General features: G+C 72.1%; 16 protein-coding genes. 6 read left to right on the plus strand and 10 right to left on the minus strand.

The window, feature by feature from the left end; all coding sequences use genetic code 11:
* The 4 genes from AC3ETA_RS46365 to AC3ETA_RS46380 all read right to left on the minus strand — a co-directional run.
* Positions 1-1,193 (minus strand): GDSL-type esterase/lipase family protein (locus AC3ETA_RS46365; protein WP_432198935.1); only part of this gene is annotated, 1,193 nt, incomplete at its 3' end.
* Between the two features lie 17 nt (positions 1,194-1,210).
* Entirely contained in the window at positions 1,211-1,789 is a 579-nt protein-coding gene (locus AC3ETA_RS46370) for a TetR/AcrR family transcriptional regulator (RefSeq protein WP_432198921.1), read from the minus strand.
* Positions 1,790-1,883: 94 nt separating this feature from the next.
* Positions 1,884-2,366: a GNAT family N-acetyltransferase gene (locus AC3ETA_RS46375; RefSeq protein ID WP_432198922.1), complete on the minus strand. Its 483-nt coding sequence runs from the start codon at positions 2,364-2,366 to the stop codon at positions 1,884-1,886.
* 54 nt (positions 2,367-2,420) lie between these two features.
* Positions 2,421-2,594: a hypothetical protein gene (locus AC3ETA_RS46380; RefSeq protein ID WP_432198923.1), complete on the minus strand. Its 174-nt coding sequence runs from the start codon at positions 2,592-2,594 to the stop codon at positions 2,421-2,423.
* 473 nt (positions 2,595-3,067) lie between these two features.
* Between AC3ETA_RS46380 and AC3ETA_RS46385 the strand changes: the two genes are divergently transcribed.
* On the plus strand, positions 3,068-3,517 hold the full coding sequence (locus tag AC3ETA_RS46385; RefSeq protein ID WP_432198924.1) for a hypothetical protein: 450 nt from the start codon (positions 3,068-3,070) through the stop codon (positions 3,515-3,517).
* A gap of 25 nt (positions 3,518-3,542) precedes the next feature.
* Positions 3,543-4,349 (plus strand): SDR family oxidoreductase, encoded by an 807-nt coding sequence (locus AC3ETA_RS46390; RefSeq protein WP_432198925.1) that lies wholly within the window; start codon positions 3,543-3,545, stop codon positions 4,347-4,349.
* Between the two features lie 84 nt (positions 4,350-4,433).
* Here AC3ETA_RS46390 and AC3ETA_RS46395 read toward each other — a convergent pair whose 3' ends face one another.
* From AC3ETA_RS46395 to AC3ETA_RS46415, 5 genes are all read right to left on the minus strand, one after another.
* Positions 4,434-5,954 (minus strand): SDR family NAD(P)-dependent oxidoreductase, encoded by a 1,521-nt coding sequence (locus tag AC3ETA_RS46395; RefSeq protein ID WP_432198926.1) that lies wholly within the window; start codon positions 5,952-5,954, stop codon positions 4,434-4,436.
* Between the two features lie 122 nt (positions 5,955-6,076).
* The gene (locus tag AC3ETA_RS46400) at positions 6,077-7,414 is read right to left on the minus strand and encodes a wax ester/triacylglycerol synthase family O-acyltransferase (protein WP_432198927.1); all 1,338 of its coding nucleotides are present in this window, start codon (positions 7,412-7,414) and stop codon (positions 6,077-6,079) included.
* A gap of 418 nt (positions 7,415-7,832) precedes the next feature.
* Positions 7,833-9,053, minus strand: coding sequence for a glucose-1-phosphate adenylyltransferase (gene glgC, locus AC3ETA_RS46405; RefSeq protein WP_432198928.1), 1,221 nt, complete (start codon positions 9,051-9,053; stop codon positions 7,833-7,835).
* Positions 9,054-9,104: 51 nt separating this feature from the next.
* Entirely contained in the window at positions 9,105-10,256 is a 1,152-nt protein-coding gene (gene glgA / locus AC3ETA_RS46410; RefSeq protein ID WP_432198929.1) for a glycogen synthase, read from the minus strand.
* Between the two features lie 41 nt (positions 10,257-10,297).
* Positions 10,298-11,035 carry a (2Fe-2S)-binding protein gene (locus AC3ETA_RS46415; RefSeq protein ID WP_432198930.1) on the minus strand — a complete coding sequence of 246 codons (738 nt, stop codon included), beginning with the start codon at positions 11,033-11,035 and terminating at the stop codon, positions 10,298-10,300.
* A gap of 228 nt (positions 11,036-11,263) precedes the next feature.
* On the opposite strand from AC3ETA_RS46415, the gene AC3ETA_RS46420 reads away from it, so the two are divergent.
* The gene (locus tag AC3ETA_RS46420) at positions 11,264-12,412 is read left to right on the plus strand and encodes a DMT family transporter (RefSeq protein ID WP_432198931.1); all 1,149 of its coding nucleotides are present in this window, start codon (positions 11,264-11,266) and stop codon (positions 12,410-12,412) included.
* Here the strand turns inward: AC3ETA_RS46420 and AC3ETA_RS46425 are convergent.
* Positions 12,402-13,553 (minus strand): transglycosylase family protein, encoded by a 1,152-nt coding sequence (locus AC3ETA_RS46425; RefSeq protein ID WP_432198932.1) that lies wholly within the window; start codon positions 13,551-13,553, stop codon positions 12,402-12,404. The genes AC3ETA_RS46420 and AC3ETA_RS46425 overlap by 11 nt on opposite strands.
* A 292-nt stretch (positions 13,554-13,845) precedes the next feature.
* On the opposite strand from AC3ETA_RS46425, the gene gndA reads away from it, so the two are divergent.
* From gndA to AC3ETA_RS46440, 3 genes are all read left to right on the plus strand, one after another.
* Positions 13,846-15,285, plus strand: a complete 1,440-nt coding sequence (gene gndA, locus AC3ETA_RS46430; RefSeq protein WP_432198933.1) for an NADP-dependent phosphogluconate dehydrogenase — start codon at positions 13,846-13,848, stop codon at positions 15,283-15,285.
* Between the two features lie 463 nt (positions 15,286-15,748).
* Positions 15,749-17,170 carry an alpha/beta fold hydrolase gene (locus tag AC3ETA_RS46435; protein ID WP_432198934.1) on the plus strand — a complete coding sequence of 474 codons (1,422 nt, stop codon included), beginning with the start codon at positions 15,749-15,751 and terminating at the stop codon, positions 17,168-17,170.
* A complete protein-coding gene (locus AC3ETA_RS46440; protein WP_432198936.1) occupies positions 17,170-18,756 on the plus strand; it encodes an alpha/beta fold hydrolase in 1,587 nt (528 codons plus the stop codon). Before AC3ETA_RS46435 ends, AC3ETA_RS46440 begins: the two co-directional genes overlap by 1 nt.
* Positions 18,757-18,789 lie beyond the last annotated feature (33 nt).

Below are 18,789 nucleotides of genomic sequence, written 5' to 3' on the forward strand. Positions count from 1 at the left end.
AGGGACCCACCCCGGTCCGGGACCGCGAACGGCCCTTCGGAGGTGAAGGCGAGGCGTGCGAAGCGTTCGCCGATCCGGCGGTGCGTGGCGGCGTCGGGGTGCAGGTCGTCGGGCAGCGGCAGTTCGGCGGAGTCGGTCTCGCCGTAGAGCTCTCGGCCGTCGAGGTAGTGCAGGTTCGGGTCGTCGGCCACTCGCTGCTTCACGATGCGGGACAGCTCGTCCCGGATGACTCCCAGCGTCAGCTTCCCGCTCGCGCGTTCCGCCGGGTCGCCCATGGCGAGGAACCGCAGCCGGCCGTCGCTCATGCCGCCCAGGTCCGGGGCGCAGGGGCCCGGTGTGTCCTCGTGGATGGGGCACAGGATGGGCGACACGACGAGCAGCGGCGTCGTCGGGTGGCCTTCGCGGACCGTGTCGAGGAAGCCGTGGACCGCGGGGCCGAAGGCGCGCAGCCGCATCAGGTCCATGTTGACCAGGTTGATGCCGATCTTGACGCTGATGAAGTCGGCGGGGGTGTCGCGCAGGGTCCGCGCGGTGAACGGATCCAGCAGGGCGCTGCCGGCCAGACCCAGGTTGATCAGCTCCACGCCGCCGAGCGATGCGGCGAGCGCGGGCCAGATGCCGGTGGGGCTCGCGGCGTCGGAGCCATGGCTGATCGAACTGCCGTGGTGCAGCCACACCTTGCGGCCCGAATCGCGGGCCGGCTCGACGGGGGCGTCGGTGCGCAGGGCGATCAGCTCGGTCGTCTCGTTGTGCGGCAGCCAGATCTCGACGTCCTTCTCGCGGGCGGGCAGCCCGGTGAAGCGGACGGTGCCGGCCCGGCCGGGGCGCTGCTCGGTGGTGCCGGTCATCATGTCGATGATCAGGACGTTTCCGTCGGTGACGCTGCCCTGCCCGGCGGGGCGGCCGTCGACGACCAGGTCGTACACGCCGTCGGGGCGGGGCGGGGCGCCGACGTAGCTGCGCTTGGTGGGCAGGGTGTCCAGTTCGACGGCGGTGGCGCGGGTACGGAAGGCCAGCCGTACGCCGGAGGGCTGCGACTCGGCCATGGCCAGCTGTCCGTCGGTGTTCTGGGCACGCGCCCGCGCGGGCAGCCGGTGCGGGAGTACGCCGTGCTCGGTCCGCTCGACGTCGAGGGCGCCGCGCAGCAGGTCGGCGGTGACGGTCGTGGTGATCCAGTCGTGCTCGGTGTCCATGTCCTTCAGCCTGTCGGTCAAGGGGTGGGCTCGGTGGGCCAGTTGCGCAGCAGGGCGTCCAGGGCGTCCAGGATCCGGAGCCAGGTCTCCTCGGAGTCGGGCGCGCTGTGGCGGAAGCCGCCCGCCAGTTCCAGGCTGGCGTACCCGTGGAAGACGCTGCCCAGCAGGCGTACGGCGTGCGTCGCGTCCGGCTCGGTCAGGTCGTAGCCGCGCAGGATGGCACGGGTCATCTGCGCGTGCCGGACGCCGGCGCTCGCCACGGCCGTCTCGGGGTCGAGGGTCATGCGCGCGGCGGCGGCGCGGCCGGGGTGTTCGAGGCCGTAGTCGCGGTAGACGTTCGCGAAGGCGACGAGGGCGTCCTTGCCGGCCCGCCCCGCCACCGCGTCGGCGGCCCGGTCGGCCAGTTCCTCCAGCGCGAACAGGGCGATGCGCGTCTTGAGGTCCTGGGAGTTCTTCACGTGCGAGTACAGACTCGCGACCTTGACCCCGAACCGCCGGGCGAGCTCCGACGCGGTCACCTGCTCGAAGCCGATCTCGTCGGCGAGCTCCGCCCCGGCCCGGACCAGACGCTCCGTGGTCAGCCCTACGCGCGCCATAACCATCCTCTCGTTTGCCTCAAGTGAGTATGCATTCACCTAAAGCTTTTAGGCAAATGTAAATGACAAACAGGGAGGAGGTGAAGGCGGGCCGCTAAAGCGCCCGGTACATGATGTGCAGGCCGACCCGGCCGTGCCGGGGGTGGTCGTAGGCGTCCGGAACGGTGCCGAGGACGGTGAAGCCGAGGGAGGTCCACAGGGCCACGGCCGGGTTGGTCTCGACGACGGCGTTGAAGACCATGCCCCGGTAGCCGTCGGCCCTGGCCACGGCCAGGATGTGCTCGGCGAGGGCGCGGCCGATGCCGCGGCCGCCATGAGCGGGGTCGACCATGAAGCCGGCGTTGGCGATACCGGCAGCCGGGCCGCCGTAGTTGGGGGTGACGTAGGCGGAGCCGACGAGGGATCCCGCGTCGTCCTCGACGACGTAGACGTCCTTGGCCGGATTCATCCACAGCGCGCGGGCGGCGTCCTCAGAGGTGTCCGGATCCCATGCGTAGGTCTCGCCCGCGGCGACGATCCGGCGCCAGAAAGGCCAAATCCGCGGCCAGTCGTCGGCCGCGGCTTCTCTGATCAGCATGGGCGTGAGTCTCGCACGCCCATGCGGTCGGCGATCGCGAAGGGTTGTGCCAGGTCAGTCGACGCTGGGCAGGATGTGGGGCTCGGCGAGGTCGTCCTCGTACCCCGCCAGACGGATGGGGGCGGACCTGGCCCACACATCGAGACTGCCGAGTTCCTTGGACCGGCGTCCCGGGCGCTCCGTGCGTTCCTTGGGGCGCTGCTCGCGATTCGTCTTCTCAGGTGTCACCGCGCACTCCTTCTGTGTCGGATCACCCTCGGGGCGGGCCGGACCAGTCTGCGGTCCGGCACCTGACGCCCGCTCGGGTCTTACTCGAAGTCGGCTCGGACGCGGTGGCGCCGGATAACTGGTGCGAGAGCAGGCCGTTGTGCGCCGGCTTGTCCCGGGACGGACCATGGGTGTGGGTTGGAACCCTGTATTGCTGTCCGTCCGCTACAGATTAACCAAATGAGCGGGCCCCCGCTCGATGGGGCTGCAAACAACCTGTAACTATCCGGAGTCGACCAGTTTTCACCTGCCCGCTATCTGCCGTTTTCCCACGTAATACACCGTTTACCGATCACCCGTTCGGCTCAGCGGCGCGGCTCCGCCCGGCCCCGGACCGATGGACGCAGCTCAGTTCAGGTCCCGTTGGCCGATTCGCAAGGCGGCCATGATCTGCTGACGGACGGCAACGGCTTGTCCGGCGGAAGGACTGGCGCATGGAGCTGCGCAGTGTCGAAGAGCTGATGGATCTGCTGTACGCCTGCCGGGGCAGCCGGGACGCCCCGGGCCTCGGAAGCACCCGAGTCGATCTCCACCAACACGCACTCCAGACGGCCGCCCTGCTGCGCCGTGCCCGCCCCGCCGACAAGGAACTCCAGGTCGCGGGGCTCGTTCATGCCATCGGCCCGCTGCTGCGCCCGGGCGAGGTCACCCGCCACTCCGACTGCGCCGCGGACGCGGTCCGCCCCCTCCTCGGCGAACGGGTCTCCCGCCTCGTCCGTGAACACCGCCGGGCCCGCGACCTGGCCGACGACGACCTGCTGCGCCTGCACCAGGCCGACGAGGACGGCCGCAGCGCCGAGTTCGACGCCGGGGAGCTGGAGGACTGGCGGGCGGTGCTGGAGCTGGTGGCGTCCAAAAACTCACCCCTCGGGGCTGCCAACTGACGGCCCGTCATGAGACGGTACGGCGATGACGCCGCCGTACGGTCTGAAGGGCAGGGCCGCCGTCGTCACCGGCGCCACGCGCGGCATCGGCCACGCCGTCGCCCGGCAACTGGCCGCCGCCGGGGCGCTGGTCTGCGTGACCGCGCGGGACGCGGCGGAGGTCCGGCGGACGGCCGCCGAGCTGGGCGGCGTCGGGCTGGCCGGGAGCGTGGCGGACCCGGAACACCCCCGGGCGGTGACGGACCTCGCCCTGCGCGAGTTCGGCCGGATCGACGTGATCGTGAACAACGCGGCGACCAACCTGCCGTACGGCCCCCTCATGGACGTCGATCCGCTCGCCTGGCGCGAGGCGTTCACGGTGAACGTCGAGGCGCCGCTGCGGCTCGTGCAGTGCGCCTGGCACGCCTGGATGGGCGAACACGGCGGCGCCGTGGTCAACGTCTGCACGGAGGGCGCCACCCATGTCGGCCCCCGCATCGGCGCCTACGGCACCAGCAAGGCGGCCCTCCTGCACCTGACCCGGCAGCTCGCGGGCGAACTGGGCCCGAAGGTGCGGGTCAACTCCGTCTCACCCGGACTGGTCCGCACGGAGATGGCGCGTTTCGTGTGGGAGCCGGGCGAGGAGGAGGTCGCCGCCGGACTGCCGCTGGGCCGAATCGGCGAACCGGAGGACGTGGCCGGGGCGGTGGTGTGGCTGGCTTCGGACGCGGCGGAGTGGGTGACGGGCGCGGATCTGGTGGTGGATGGCGGGACGCGGGTGCGGGCGGCAGGGACGGCAACGGGGTACGCCATCCACGAGCGCCTACGATCGCGCGGTGCCGCAACCCGCTAGGGGCCCGGGGCCGTATCGCATTGCGGCTCCGCCGCGTGGGCGCGACCAGCCGCGGACAACCCGCAGACGCGCTACGAGCTCCGCCTACCACTTACCTGGCGCGTAGTCCTTCAGGAAGACCCCGTACACATCGTCCCCCGCCTCGCCCCGCACGATCGGGTCGTACACCCGCGCCGCCCCGTCCACCAGGTCGAGCGGAGCGTGGAACCCCGCCTCGGCCAGGCGGAGCTTGTCGTAGTGGGGACGCTCGTCCGTGATCCAGCCGGTGTCGACCGATGTCATGAGGATGCCGTCGCTCTCGAACATCTCCTGCGCGCTGGTCCGCGTGACCATGTTCATCGCGGCCTTGGCGGCGTTGGTGTTCGGATGCCCCGCGCCCTTGTAGCCACGGCCGAAGACGCCCTCCATCGCGGAGACGTTCACGACGTGGGCGCGCCCGCTCACCGCCTTCTTCGCGGCGTCGGCCATCGCCGGGCGCAGCGCGCTGATCAGGATGAACGGCGAGGTGTAGTTGCAGAGCTGGGTCTCCAGGAGCTCCACCGGGGAGATCTGGTCGATGGTCTGCACCCAGGTGTTGGACTCGACGACGTCGGGCACGAGGCCGCCCGCGTCGATGGCGGTGCCGTCGAGGTGCCGGGCGACGCTCGCGTTGCCCGCGACCAGGGCGAGATCGGCGACCTTCTGGGCGTCGAGTCCGCTGGTCCCCAGCGGCAGCGCGGCGAGGCCGTCGACCGCGCCGGAGTTGAACGCGCCGATGACGTGGTGGGCGGGCAGCTCACCGGCGGGCAGCGGGGCGCTCTCGCCCTCGACCAGGGCGGCGTAGGCGGAGGGCAGCCGGCGCACGGTCTGGGTCGCGTTGTTCACGAGGATGTCGAGCGGGCCGGCCTCGGTGACCTGCTCGGCGAGGGCCACGGCCTGGGCGGGGTCGCGCAGGTCGATGCCGACGACCTCCAGGCGGTGCATCCAGTCGCCGGAGTCGTCCATGGCCTTGAAGCGGCGGATGGCGTCCTTGGGGAAGCGCGTGGTGATCGTGGTGTGCGCCCCGTCGCGCAGCAGCCTGAGCGCGATGTACATGCCGATCTTGGCACGGCCGCCGGTGAGCAGGGCGCGCTTGCCGGTGAGGTCGGCGCGGGCGTCGCGCTTGGCGCGGTTGAGACGGGCGCAGTCCTGGCAGAGCTGGTGGTAGAAGTAGTCGACCTCGACGTACCGGGACTTGCAGGTGTAGCAGGAGCGCGGGCGCTGGAGTATCCCCGCGATCCTGCCCTCCTCGGTGTTCGACGACGGCAGCAGGCCCTCGGTCTCGTCGTCGATGCGCTGGGCGGAGCCGGTCGCCGTGGCCTCCGTGACGTGCTTGTCGTGCGCGGTCTTGGCGGCCCGGCGCTCCTGGCGGCGGCGCTGCTTGACGGTGCGGTAGATACCGGCGGTGGCCCGGCGCACGGCGACGGCGTCGGGGTGGTCGACCTCCAGCCTGTCGAGCTCCTCCAGCACGCTGAGGCACAGCGCGAGCCGCTCGGGGTCGATGCCGGGGCCGTACACGATCTCGTCACCGGGCTCCCGCACGACGTCCGCCGTGGTCGCCGTCGTGCCGTCCTCTGTCACCGTCATCGCCGCTGCCGTTCCCTGATCACCCGCGGCGCTCCGGTCGCGCTCGCTTTCGAACGCGGAATTCTACGGAGCGCCGGGCCTCTCCTCCAAAATCCGGCGAATCAGTCCGGAGAACGCCGGGCTCAGGGGGCGCAGGCGGTGATCAGCGCGGCGACCTCCTGGGACAGGGCCCGCGCGAGCACATCGAGGTCGGGTACGGCCTCGGCGTCGGCGACGAGCCCGTAGTGGACGCGGCCGCGGTACGTCGAGATCGCCACCGCCAGGGACTGGCCGCGGGCCAGCGGGGCGAAGGGGTAGACCTCGGTGACGGCGTGGCCGCCGAGCTTCAGGGCGATGCCGGGCAGCGGCACGCTGGTGACGAGGATGTCGAACCAGAGCCGGGCGGCACCGCCCACCAGCGGTCCGCCGAGCCGGTGACCGAGCGCCGGGACGTGGTCGGCGAGCAGGGCGACGGCGCCGGCGCCCCGGTTGGGGCCCGCGTCCTTGTTGCGGTCCATCGCGGTCCGCACCGCGGCCAGGCGGCGCAGCGGCTCGGGGTCGTCCACCGGAAGCCGTATCAAGTAGCCGGAGAGCCGGTTGCCCTGTGGGTGGGCGGTGCGCGGGCGGCGTTTGGAGACGGGGATCAGGGCGCGCGGCGCGACGCCCTCGCTGCCGTCGCCGCGCTCGTCGAGCCAGCGGCGCAGGGCGCCGGCGACGACCGCGATGGTGACGTCGTTGACGGTGCCGCCGACTGCCTTGCGGATCAGGTGCACGTCGTCGATGTCGACCACGACCCCGGCGGTACGGCGGGTGCCGCTCGGCTCGGCGGTCAGCGCGGACGACGAGCGCACCGCCAGCGTCGACACGGCGACGGAGGCACCGATGTCCAGTGCCCGGCCGACGTCGGACAGGGCGCCGCGCACGAGCCCCGGCAGCCTGCGCACATCGGGCAGCCGGCGGCGCGTGGGGTCCTCCGGGCGGGGCCGCCGCGCGGGCAGGTCCATCGGGTCCAGGACGGCGGCGGCGAGCGTCAGCGCCCGCAGTCCGTCGGCGAGGGCGTGGTGGAACTTGAACAGCACCGCGAAGGACACGCCGTCCTCGCCCGGCAGCACATGGGCCTCCCACGGTGGCCGGCCCCGCTCCAGCGGGCGCTCCATGAGCCGGCCGGCCTCGGCCTGGAAGTCCGCGGTCGGGGCGTGCAGCCGGACGTGGTCGAGCGGGTCGAAGTCCGGCGCGGGCTCGCGGGCGGCGCCGCCGAAGGAGAACGGCTGGAGCAGGCCGCGCGGCTGCCAGGCGTCCCGGATGCGCATCCGCAGCCCCGGCACGGCGGCGGCTCGCGCGGCGAGCAGATCGGCCGCGTGCGCCCCGGCGGTGGGTGAGTGCGCCGCGAAGACCCCGAGCGCAGCCAGGTGCATGGGGTTCTCGGCGGACTCGATGTTCCAGAACGCCAGGTCGAGGGGTGCGAGCAGGTCAGAAGTCAATGGCTTGCCTCGCGTCGACGAAGGGGTGGACCAGCAGTCAATCGCCCTCTGGCGATTACAGTCAAGTACGATCAAGCTACGCTCAGTTAACGACAGATTAAGTCCCGCCTCTCGTGAAAGGGGCGGGACTCATGGTGCATATGACGTCACTTCACCACGGGTAGCGGCACCGGGCATCCCGAGCGCGTCACCCGAGAGGCGTCAAGACGGGGGACCCAGGTCACCTCAGTGGCCCGATCAGTCCGTACCCGGCCGGCGGTCGCAGCAGCGACAGCACAGCGGCCGGCGGTTCCGACCGCCGGCCGCTGCCGCCCGCGCACTGCCATCGTCGTAGAGCCCGGTTCGGCGATGCCCGCGCAGCAGCCGGTAGCGGCACCGGAGCACAGGGTGGCGGGCCGCTTCAGTGTCCGGGCCCCGGTTACGAGACCTGCTGCCCCTTCCCCAGCGCGATCACGCCGCCCTTGGAGACGGTGTAGAGGTCGGCGTCCCGCTCCGGGTTGACGCCGATCGTCGCACCCGGGGGGACGTCGACGTTCTTGTCGAGCACCGCGCCGCGCACCACCGCGCCCCGCCCTATGTGCACGTTGTCGTGCAGCACCGACCCCTGCACGACCGCCCCGGGGTCGACCACCACTCCCGGCGACAGCACGGACCGCGTGACCTGCCCCCGGATCAGGCAGCCGGCGCTGATGATCGACTCGCTGGCCATGCCGCCCGCGTTGAAGCGGGCCGGGGAGAGCTGGCCCGAGTGGGTGTAGATGGGCCAGCTGCGGTTGAAGAGGTTGAAGGCGGGGCGCTCGGCGATCAGGTCCATGTGCGCGTCGTAGTACGCGTCCAGGGTTCCGACGTCCCGCCAGTAGCCGCGGTCGCGGCTGGTCTCGCCGGGGACGTGGTTGGCGCTGAAGTCGTACAGCTGGGCCTCGCCCAGGTCGGTGAGCTGGGGCAGGATCGAACCGCCCATGTCGTGCACGGAGTCCTCGTCCTCGGCGTCCCGCTGGAGCGCCTCGACGAGGGTCTTGGTGGTGAAGATGTAGTTGCCCATCGAGGCGTAGACGCACTCCGGGTCGTCCGCGAGTCCGGGCGGGTCGGCGGGCTTCTCCAGGAAGCGATCCACCGTCTGCCCGTCCGAGCCGGGGCTGATCACGCCGAACGACGACGACTCCGCCCGCGGCACCCGTATGCCGGCCACCGTGACGCCCGCGCCGCCCTCGATGTGCTGGGCGAGCATCTGGCGCGGATCCATGCGGTACACGTGGTCGGCGCCGAACACCGCGACGTACTCGGGGCGTTCGTCGTGGACGAGGTTCAGGGACTGGAGGATGGCGTCCGCGCTGCCGAGGTACCAGCGCGGGCCGAGCCGCTGCTGGGCGGGGACCGGGGTGACGTAGTTGCCGAGCAGGCTGGACATCCGCCAGGTGGTGGTGATGTGCCGGTCAAGGGAGTGCGACTTGTACTGCGTGAGGACGCAGATGCGCAGGATGTCGGCGTTGACGAGGTTGGAGAGGACGAAGTCGACGAGGCGGTACGTGCCGCCGAAGGTGACCGCTGGTTTCGCGCGGTCCGCGGTCAGGGGCATCAGGCGTTTGCCTTCTCCGCCCGCGAGTACGATTCCGAGCACCGAAGGTCCGCCACGACGCATGGCCGCTCCCCTCACCGTGGTTGATGCCAGCCTGCCCCTGAGCAGAGCGCACTAAGCCTGTTTGCGGATCTCCCGGTACAGCCCGGCCGTCCGCCGCGCCACCGCGTCCCAGCCGAACTCCCCCACCGCGCGCTCCCGTCCGGCCTCCCCCATCCGCCGGGCGGCCTCCGGGTCGCCGACGACCGAGTCGAGGGCGTGCGCGAGGCCGGCCTCGAAGTCGTCGTCCAGCGGGACGAGCAGGCCGGTCTTGCCGTCGTCGACGACCTCGGGGATGCCGCCGACCTGCGAGGCCACCACGGGGGTACCGCAGGCCATCGCCTCCAGGTTGACGATGCCGAGCGGCTCGTACACCGAGGGGCAGACGAACACGGCGGCGTGTGTGAGGAGTTGGATCACTTCCGGGCGGGGCAGCATCTGCGGGATCCAGTGCACACCCTCGCGGACCCGGCTCAGCTCCCGGTAGAGATCGCGGAACTCCTGGTCGATCTCGGGGGTGTCGGGCGCGCCGGCACACAGCACGACCTGCGCGGCCGGGTCGATGTGCCGTACCGCGCGCAGCAGGTGCGGCACGCCCTTCTGGCGGGTGATGCGGCCGACGAACAGCACGTACGGACGGTCGGCGTCGAGGCCGAAGCGGGTGAGGACGTCGGTGCCGTGGTCGGGCCGGTACAGGGTGGTGTCGATGCCGTTGTGCACGACGTGGACCCGTCCGGGGTCGAGCACCGGATAGCAGCCGAGGATGTCCTCGCGCATGGCACCGGAGACCGCGATCACCGCGTCGGCGGCCTCGATCGCGGTGCGCTCGGCCCAGCTGGACAGGGCGTATCCGCCGCCGAGTTGCTCGGCCTTCCAGGGGCGCAGGGGCTCCAGGGAGTGGGCGGTCATCACATGCGGGATGCCGTACAGCAGCTTGGCGAGGTGGCCGCCGAGGTTGGCGTACCAGGTGTGGGAGTGGACGAGTTCGCGGCCTTCGAGGCCGGCGGCCATGGCGAGGTCCACCGAGAAGGTGCGCAGCGCGTCGTTGCTGGTGTCGAGGGCGGACCAGGGGCGGTGGCGCAGTACCCCGACGGCGCGGCCCTCGCCCCAGCAGTGCACCTCCAGGTCGACGAGATCCCGCAACTCCCGGGCGAGGAACTCGACATGGACACCCGCGCCGCCGTACACGTCCGGCGGGTACTCCCGGGTCAGCAGTCCCACTCGCACCCGGAACCCCCTGTTCTCAGCGGCTGGTTGCCCTTTCATGGTCACCCAGATGGGGCGTGTGGGGAAGAGCGCGGTGCTCGTGTGAAGCAACAGTCACCGCACACCCCGCCGCCCGGCACCCGGTAGTAGAGACAGCAGCTGCGGCGCCGGAACCCGGCCGCGGTGAGGGTGCCGGTGCCGGCGAGCAGGGGGTGGGCGAGGAGTTCGGCGGTCAGTGCGCGGGAGCGTGCCGCGACGTCGGTACGGCCGTGGGCGCGCGCCCACTGGTCCAGTTGCCGGGCGGCGCCCGCGAGCGCGGAACTCGCGTTGCCCCACAGCAGACCGTCGGCGACGCGGTACCGGGAGCGCACGGCGGCGTTCAGTGGTTCGAGGTGGCCGTGCAGGACGACGTCGGCGACGGTCGCGGCGTCGGCGGGACGCGGTCGCACCTCGGTGAGCCACAGGTCGTCGGGGGCGCTGCCGTCGGGGTCCCAGCGCAGCAGTCGCGGGTCGAGGTCGGGGACGGCGTCGTACAGGGCGGCGCAGCCGAGCGCGACCGACCACAGCCGGGCGGCGAGGCCCTGCTGGGCGACGGAGGCGGCGATGCGCGGCTCGGGGGCGCGCAGGGCGCGCCCGACTTTCCGGACCCTGAAATCAAGAGGATCCTGGTCTTCCGGGAGGGCCTGCCGCGCGTAGGCCTGCGCCGGTGTCGCGGCCGGCCGAAGAGGGTCCCCGGTCGCGCGTAGGACGAAGAAGCCGCCGAGCGGCCGGAGCGCTGCGAGATCGGGGTCGAGGTCCACGAAGAGCAGTAGTACCAGGGGGTGTCGGGGTCTTCACCTGGGGGTCTCCGCCCGGGGTCACCCACCTGAGGGATGAGTCCGGCGCCCCAGTACTCCATCGGCAGTACGACACAGTGCGTGCTCTGGTACGACGACGGGAAGAGCGTTTCGAGGCATCGTGTTGATTATGAAAGCCGACCGTTCGCCGCGCCGGGGTTCGCGCCCCCGCTTCACGCAGAGGAGCAGCTCATGAGCGCCCTCGCGTTGTCCGTGCTGCTGTCGCTCGTCTCCGCCGTCGCCTACGCGGGCGGGGCGATCGTGCAGGAACGGGTCGCGGTGTCCTCGCCGGGGCAGCAGTTCGCGCCGATGCGCCGGCCGGGCTGGTGGGCGGCGGTCGCGCTGAACGGCCTCGGCGGTCTGCTTCATGTGGTGGCGCTGGCTTTCGGTCCGCTGAGTCTGGTGCAGCCGCTGGGCGCCCTGACGATTGTGTTCGCGCTGCCGATGGCGGCGCTCTTCGTGGGCCGCAGGGCCGGGTCGACGGCCTGGCGCGGCGCCATCATGGCGACGGTCGGGCTCGCCGGGCTGCTGTCCCTGGTCGGCGCCTCCGAGTCGCAGTCCCTCGCCACCGCCGAGCGGGTGGCCGTGGCCCTGGTGACCGGCGGCATCGTGGTGACGCTGATGGTCGCGGGCCGGGCGGCCCACCGGCACCCGGCGGTGCGCAGCATGCTGCTCGCGACCGCGTCCGGCATAGCGTTCGGCATGTCCTCGGTGTTCACGAAGATCGTCGCCGTGGACTGGAACGGCGGGGTGTCGGCCGCCGACGTGCCCGCCCTGGCCACGATCGGTGTGTTCGCCACGGCCGGACTGCTGCTGTCGCAGGCCGCCTACCGGGGTGCGGGGCTCGCGGCGCCGCTGGCCACGCTGACGGTCGTGAACCCGGTGGTGGCGGCCGCGGTCGGCATCACGATGTTCGGCGAGACCTTCCGGTACGGCACCACCGGCACCGTGCTCGCCCTGGGCTGCGGTGTGGTGGCCGCGGGCGGCCTGATCCTGCTGACGACGGAGCGCATCGCCCGCACCGAGACCGGACCGGTGGTCCCGGAGACGGTACCGGCCGGGGCGACGCCCGCCGGGCGGAACCTGGGCGCGATCCCCGCCGCCGAGCTGCTGGACACGCTTCCGGAGCGGGCCGTGGCGCCGCCCCGCGAGGAGATCCTCGTCCCGGACGGCATCGAGGGCATCCTCATCCCGGCGCAGGTCGCGCAGGGGCCGTACGAGGAGCCGGAGCCCGCGCATCCCGAGGGTCACGACACCCCGAACCTCTACGGCCCCTTCTACGGCGGCCCGTACGTCCCGCTGCCGGTGCTGGACCGGCACCGGACGCGCGTCAAATCCTGACCCCGCCGGCCCGGAGGTACGCCACCGGGTCGACGTCGGAGCCGAAACCGGGCCCGGTCCGCACCTCGAAGTGCAGATGTGGGCCCGTGCTGTTGCCCGTGGACCCGGACCGGCCGATGCGCTGGCCCGCCCCGACCGACTGCCCGTCCCGCACGGAGATCGCCGAGAGGTGCGCGTACTGGGTGTAGCGGCCGTCGGCGTGCCGGATCACCACCTGGTAGCCGAAGGAGCCCTCCCACCCGGCGCTCACGACCTGCCCGGACCCGACGGCCTTCACGGACGTGCCGGTCGGCACGGCGAAGTCGACGCCGGTGTGGTAGCCCTTCGACCAGAGGGCTCCCGCCTTGCGGTACGGCGTGCCCGTGGCCGCGCTCACCGGGGCGACCATCGAGCGGCTGCCGGTGGTGGCCTCTTCCTTCGGCTCGGAGGAGGTCTTCTTCGGGGTGGATCCGGTGGTGGGCGCCGGCTCCGTGATCGTGGCGGCCTTGCCGCGCACGGCGAGCCGCTGCCCGGGCAGGATCAGGTCGGGGTCCGCGCCGATAGCCTTGCGGTTCGCGGCGTACAGGCCCCGCCAACCGCCCTTGACCTGCTGCGACTCGGCGATCTCCGAGAGGGTGTCGCCGCGCACGACGGTGTACATCTCGGCCTTGCCGGCCCGTGACTGGGGCGTGGTCTGCGGCTGGACGTCCTGGACGGAGGTCTTCGGGGTCTTCTTCGGGGTCTGCTTCGTGGTGCCGGCCGGCTGTATGTCCGGGGCGTCCCCGCCCCGGGTCAGGCCCGCCCGCTCCGAGCAGACGGGCCAGGCTCCGGGCCCCTGCCCGTCGAGCACTTTCTCGGCGACGGCTATCTGCTGGTCCTTGGTGGCCAGGTCCGCACGCCCCGCGTACCGAGTGCCGCCGTAGGCCTCCCACGTGGACTGGGCGAACTGGAGTCCGCCGTAGAAGCCGTTGCCGGTGTTGACGTGCCACCTGCTGGTCGACTCGCACGCGGCGACCTTGTTCCAGGTGTCCAGGTCGGCCGCGTGTGTGACGCCGGTGCCGATGAGGGGGAGCGCCATGCCGGCGCCGCCCGCGGTGACGGTGAGTGAGGCGCGGTTGATCCTGTTCGGCTGGTACCGGCGGTGCCGGCCGCGTACGGCCATGAAGGAGCCCCCCCATTGACGTGCGTCAGGAGGGGCAAAAGTAAGCGCTGCGAACAGGCCATGACAAGACGGAAAATCAGCCGCCCCGGCACGCCAAGTGGCGCGGAAGGGGCGCACGTTGTCCGGCACCCGGGACGGCTGAGTGCGCCGGGCGTTTCGTGCGTATGTGCCTGCGACATCACGCCACCCCGGATGTGCGCTCGGAGTACCAGCACGTCAGGATGGACGATGGGGAAATACTGGCGGGCATGACCGGCACCGCTGATATATCGAGGTCACTAGGAGCCAACGCATGAGCACTTCGGCGCAGATCGGCGTCACGGGTCTCGCGGTCATGGGCCGCAACCTGGCCCGGAACTTCGCCCGCAACGGCTACACGGTCGCTGTGCACAACCGGACGCCCGCGCGTACGCGGGCGCTGGTGGAGGAGTTCGGGAACGAGGGCGAGTTCATCGCGGCCGAGACCGCCAAGGAGTTCGTGGCGGCGCTGGAGCGCCCGCGGCGCCTGGTGATCATGGTGAAGGCCGGTGAGCCGACCGACGCGGTGATCCAGGAGTTCGCGCCGCTGCTGGAGCCCGGCGACATGATCATCGACGGCGGCAACGCGCACTTCGCCGACACCCGCCGCCGCGAGCGGGACCTGCGCGAGCAGGGCATCCACTTCGTGGGCATGGGCGTCTCCGGCGGCGAGGAGGGCGCGCTGCACGGCCCGAGCATCATGCCCGGCGGCCCGAAGGAGTCGTACGACTCGCTCGGCCCGATGCTGGAGAAGATCTCCGCGAAGGCGAAGGACGGCGCACCCTGCGTGACGCACGTCGGTCCGGACGGCGCGGGCCACTTCGTGAAGATGGTGCACAACGGCATCGAGTACGCCGACATGCAGCTCATCGGCGAGGCGTACCAGCTGCTGCGGGACGTCGCCGGGTACGAGCCCGCGCAGATCGCGGAGATCTTCCGGACCTGGAACCAGGGCCGTCTGGACTCCTACCTGATCGAGATCACCGCCGAGGTGCTGTCGCACGTCGACGAGGCGACCGGCAAGCCGTTCGTGGACGTGGTGGTCGACCAGGCCGAGCAGAAGGGCACGGGCCGGTGGACCGTGCAGATCGCGCTCGACCTGGGTGTCCCGGTGTCCGGCATCGCGGAGGCCGTCTTCGCCCGCTCCCTGTCCGGGCACGCGGCGCTGCGCGAGGCCTCGCGCGAACTGGCCGGCCCGAAGGCGACACCGCTCGGTGAGGCCGAGGCTGCGGCCTTCGCCGACCGGGTCGAGCAGGCGCTGTACGCGTCGAAGATCGTGTCGTACACGCAGGGCTTCCACGAGATCGACGCGGCGCGCGCCGAGTACGACTGGGACATCGACCTGGGCGCCGTCTCGGCGATCTGGCGCGGCGGCTGCATCATCCGCGCGGCCTTCCTGGACCGCATCCGGGCCGCCTACGACGCCCGCGCCGACCTGCCGAGCCTGCTGTCGGACGACACGTTCGCGCAGGAGATCGCGGCCGCGCAGGACGACTGGCGTGAGGTCCTGATCGCCGCTACCCGGCAGGGTGTGCCCACGCCGGGCTTCGCCGCGGCCCTCGCGTACTACGACGCGCTGCGCGCCGAGCGGCTGCCGGCGGCGCTCACGCAGGGGCAGCGCGACTTCTTCGGTGCGCACACCTACCGGCGCACCGACCGCGACGGCTCGTTCCACACGCTGTGGGGCGGCGACCGTTCGGAGGTCTCCTCCTAGGACCTGGCCCACCGTCATGTGCCTGCCCCCTGCCCGGTTCTCGACCGGGCAGGGGGCGGACCTCTGTCCGGGTGAGCCCGGACTGCTCCGACTGGCGCCCACGAGTGGTGGGCGTCCGCCCGCCCGCCGAGGCTGACGTACGCCGTGCCCGCCGAAGTGTCTCTGCCGGCGGGCGGCGCCACACGGCGTCGACGACGTCGATGTGTCAGGAACGTCGGAGAAACGGGATCACATGGCGGAATGGGCCAACGGGGCGGGCCGCGTACCGTCCGTGCACGGAAACGGCGGGTCCGTACGATTGCGGACGCGGTACCGGTACGCGCAGCGACGCGGACGGCGGGCGCGTACCGGAAGGGGACTGGGCGCGGCAGGGCTGGCTTTCCTGGCCGTGCTCGCCCCGACACCGGGCGGTGCCGTGGCGGCGCCCCTCGGCGGGCCGCGACCGGTGTCTCCCGCGCGCTTCGTGCCCGGTCCCTGCCCGGAGACGCCCGAGCCGATCCCGGGGCGGTGCGGGGTCCTCGAGGTCCCGGAGAACCGGACACGGCAGGGCGGGCGGACCATCCGGCTGACCGTCGCGATCATCCCGGCCGCGTCGGCGAGGCCGGCCAAGGACCCGGTGGTGTTCATGACCGGGGGCCCCGGAGGCGACGCCATCGGAGACATCCCCTTCCTGATCGACTCGGGTCTGAACCGGAACCGCGACCTGATCGTCATGGCCCAGCGCGGGACGCTCCACGCACGGCCGAACCTCGCCTGCCCGGAGATCGACCGCTTCTACGCCGATGCCGTGGGCCTGCGCTACGACGCCCCGTCGACCGGGCGGCTCCTGGTTCGCGCGACGAAGGAGTGCAGGCACCGCCTCACCCGCGTCACGGCCCGCGGCGTGGAGCTGAGCGCCTACAACACCACCGAGAACGCCGCCGACTTCGCCGACCTGCGCAGGGCGCTGGGCGTCGAGCGGTGGAACGTCTACGGCTACTCGTACGGCACCGACCTGGCGCTGACCTATCTGCGCCGGCACCCCCGGGGCGTGCGCTCGGTGGCGATCGACTCGGTCGTGCCTCCGCAGATCGTCAGTCTGCCCTGGACCTGGGACAGCGCCCGTGAGGGAATCCGGACGATCTTCGCGGCCTGCGCGGATCAGCCACGCTGCAAGAAGCGCTACCCGAACCTCCCGCGTGTACTGACGCAGCAGGTCCGGCGACTGGAGGCGCGCCCCTTGACGGTGACGGCTCGGCCGCCGGCCGGAGGGGCCCCGGTGAAGGTGGTCCTCGACGGGGGCGCCCTGGTGAATCTGCTGGTCGCCAACGCCGTCCCGGCCGTCGACGTGCCCGCGGCCCTCGACGAGCTCGCCCACGGCGATGCGACCCGCTTCGCGCGGGCCCGCGCCGCCGGCGCCACGCCCGTCCTCGGCGAGTTCGCGCACGGCCTCACGCAGTCGGTGGCGTGCAGCGAGTGGGTGCCGGGCCACACACGGGCCGACCTGCTGCGAGCGGGACGGCGGAACTTCCCCGGGTTCCCGGACACGGTCCTGGCGCAGGCACCGCAGCTTCCCTTCGAGTACGAGGTCTGCCGCGCCTGGAGCGTCCCGGACCGCACCGCCGTCCAGCGTGTGACGACCGTCAGCACGGTGCCGGCGCTCGTGCTGTCCGGCACCTTCGACGCGAAGACCGGCGCGCGCTGGGGCGCTTACGCGGCCCGCACGCTGGCCCGGTCCACCGTCGTGCGGATCCCCGGGATCGGCCACTGGGTGGTCCCCCAGTCGCCCTGCGCGCAGAACGTCCTGGCCTCCTTCCTGGCCCGTCCGACCGCGCCCGGCACCCGCTGTGTGTCCGGGCTCTCGCCGAAGCCGTTCACCATCACGCCCACCCCGGAGACCGCATGATGTCCGTCCGTCAGCCCCTCCACCGCCGCCCCGCGCCCCGGCTCCCGGCCACGCTCGCCGGAGCCACCGCCGGTCTCCTTCTCGCCGGTCTCGTCGCCGCGCCCGCCCGTGCCGAGAACGGCCCCGGCTCACCGCTCGGCACGGTCGCCCGCACAGTGGGCAACGCCCGTTTCGTGCCGGGTCCCTGCCCACGGACCGCGGACCCGATCCCCGCCCTCGAAGGGGCCCGCTGCGGCACGCTGACCGTGCCCGAGAAGCATGACCGGCCCAAGGGGCGAAAGATCACCCTCGGTGTCGCGATCGTGGCGGCGGTGAAGAAACGGGCGGCCGACCCGATCGTGTGGTTCGCCGGCGGACCGGGGGACGACGCGGTCTCCGAGGCCCAGCTGGCGATCGACGGAGGCCTGAACCGGGACCGGGACGTCATCTTCATGTCGCAGCGCGGGACCTACTCGGCCGATCCGGCTCTGCTGTGCCCGAACATCGACGAGTTCAACGCCCATTCCCTCGGCCTGGTCTACGGTGCCCCGTCCACCGGACGCCTGCACGTCCGGGCGACGCGGGCCTGCCGCGAGCAGCTGAAGCGCCGGGGGCCCGCCCTCAGCGCCTACAACACCGGTGAGAGCGCCGCCGACTACGCCGCCCTGCGCGTGGCGCTGGGCATCAGGCAGTGGAACGTGTTCGGCATCTCCTACGGCACCGACCTGGCCCTGACCTACATGCGCAAGTTTCCGCAGGGCGTCCGGTCGGTGGGCATCGACGGCGTCCTCCCGCCGTCCCTCGCCGGGGCGAGCCTGACCTGGAGTGCCGCACGCCAGGGCTTCGACGGCCTGTTCAAGGCCTGCGCCCAGCAGCGTTCCTGCAACCGGCGCTACCCGCAGCTGTCCGGCACCTTCGAGCGCCTGGTCCGTCAGCTGGAGGCCCGGCCGATCACCACGACCGTGACGGTCCCGGGCCGCCCGGCGCCGGTGAAGGTCGTGCTGGACGGCGGAGTCCTGGTGAACTGGCTGACCTCGGCCACTCACCTGGCGGCCGGAGTACCGCGCTCCATCGACGAACTGGCCCACGGCAACCCGCAGCGCATCGCCGAGCAGTGGGCCGGAGGAAAACTCAGCCCCCAGGCCATCGGCAGACTCGCCCACGGGCTCGCCTACGGCGTCTTCTGCTCCGAGTGGACCCCCTTCGAGAGCGAGGCCGACGTGGTCCGGGCAGGACGGCGCGCCTTCCCGTCGTTCCCGCGCTCGGTCCTGGCCAACGCGCCGCAGCTCCCCTTCCTGCACGCGGACTGCCGTGCCTGGAGCGTCCCCCCGGCCCCGCACTCGATCAGGAACGTGACGCGCAGCAGCATCCCGACGCTCGTCATGTCGGCGGGGTTCGACGCCCAGACCGGGGCGAGCAACGGCGCCTACGTCGCCCGCACCCTGAGCCGGTCGACCGTCGTCACGGTCCCCTACGTCGCCCATGTCGCGTTCGCCGAATCGCCCTGCGCGCGTTCGATCACCGTCTCCTTCTTCAACTCTCCGACGGCGCCGGACAAGTCGTGCCTGGCGGGACTCCAGCCGCCTCGGTTCGAGATCGCGTCCTAGGGCGGACCGTGTCGTACGCGGGCCGAGTTCGGG

The sequence above is a fragment of the Streptomyces sp. bgisy027 genome (assembly GCF_057710365.1).

What these genes read in the sequence shown, in the direction of transcription:
- AC3ETA_RS46370 (WP_432198921.1), bottom strand. Translation starts at nt 1,789, where the DNA reads ATGGCGCGCGTAGGGCTGACCACGGAGCGTCTGGTCCGGGCCGGGGCG.
- AC3ETA_RS46375 (WP_432198922.1), bottom strand. Translation starts at nt 2,366, where the DNA reads ATGCTGATCAGAGAAGCCGCGGCCGACGACTGGCCGCGGATTTGGCCT.
- AC3ETA_RS46385 (WP_432198924.1), top strand. Translation starts at nt 3,068, where the DNA reads ATGGAGCTGCGCAGTGTCGAAGAGCTGATGGATCTGCTGTACGCCTGC.
- AC3ETA_RS46390 (WP_432198925.1), top strand. Translation starts at nt 3,543, where the DNA reads ATGACGCCGCCGTACGGTCTGAAGGGCAGGGCCGCCGTCGTCACCGGC.
- AC3ETA_RS46395 (WP_432198926.1), bottom strand. Translation starts at nt 5,954, where the DNA reads ATGACGGTGACAGAGGACGGCACGACGGCGACCACGGCGGACGTCGTG.
- glgC (WP_432198928.1), bottom strand. Translation starts at nt 9,053, where the DNA reads ATGCGTCGTGGCGGACCTTCGGTGCTCGGAATCGTACTCGCGGGCGGA.
- AC3ETA_RS46420 (WP_432198931.1), top strand. Translation starts at nt 11,264, where the DNA reads ATGAGCGCCCTCGCGTTGTCCGTGCTGCTGTCGCTCGTCTCCGCCGTC.
- AC3ETA_RS46425 (WP_432198932.1), bottom strand. Translation starts at nt 13,553, where the DNA reads ATGGCCGTACGCGGCCGGCACCGCCGGTACCAGCCGAACAGGATCAAC.
- gndA (WP_432198933.1), top strand. Translation starts at nt 13,846, where the DNA reads ATGAGCACTTCGGCGCAGATCGGCGTCACGGGTCTCGCGGTCATGGGC.
- AC3ETA_RS46440 (WP_432198936.1), top strand. Translation starts at nt 17,170, where the DNA reads ATGTCCGTCCGTCAGCCCCTCCACCGCCGCCCCGCGCCCCGGCTCCCG.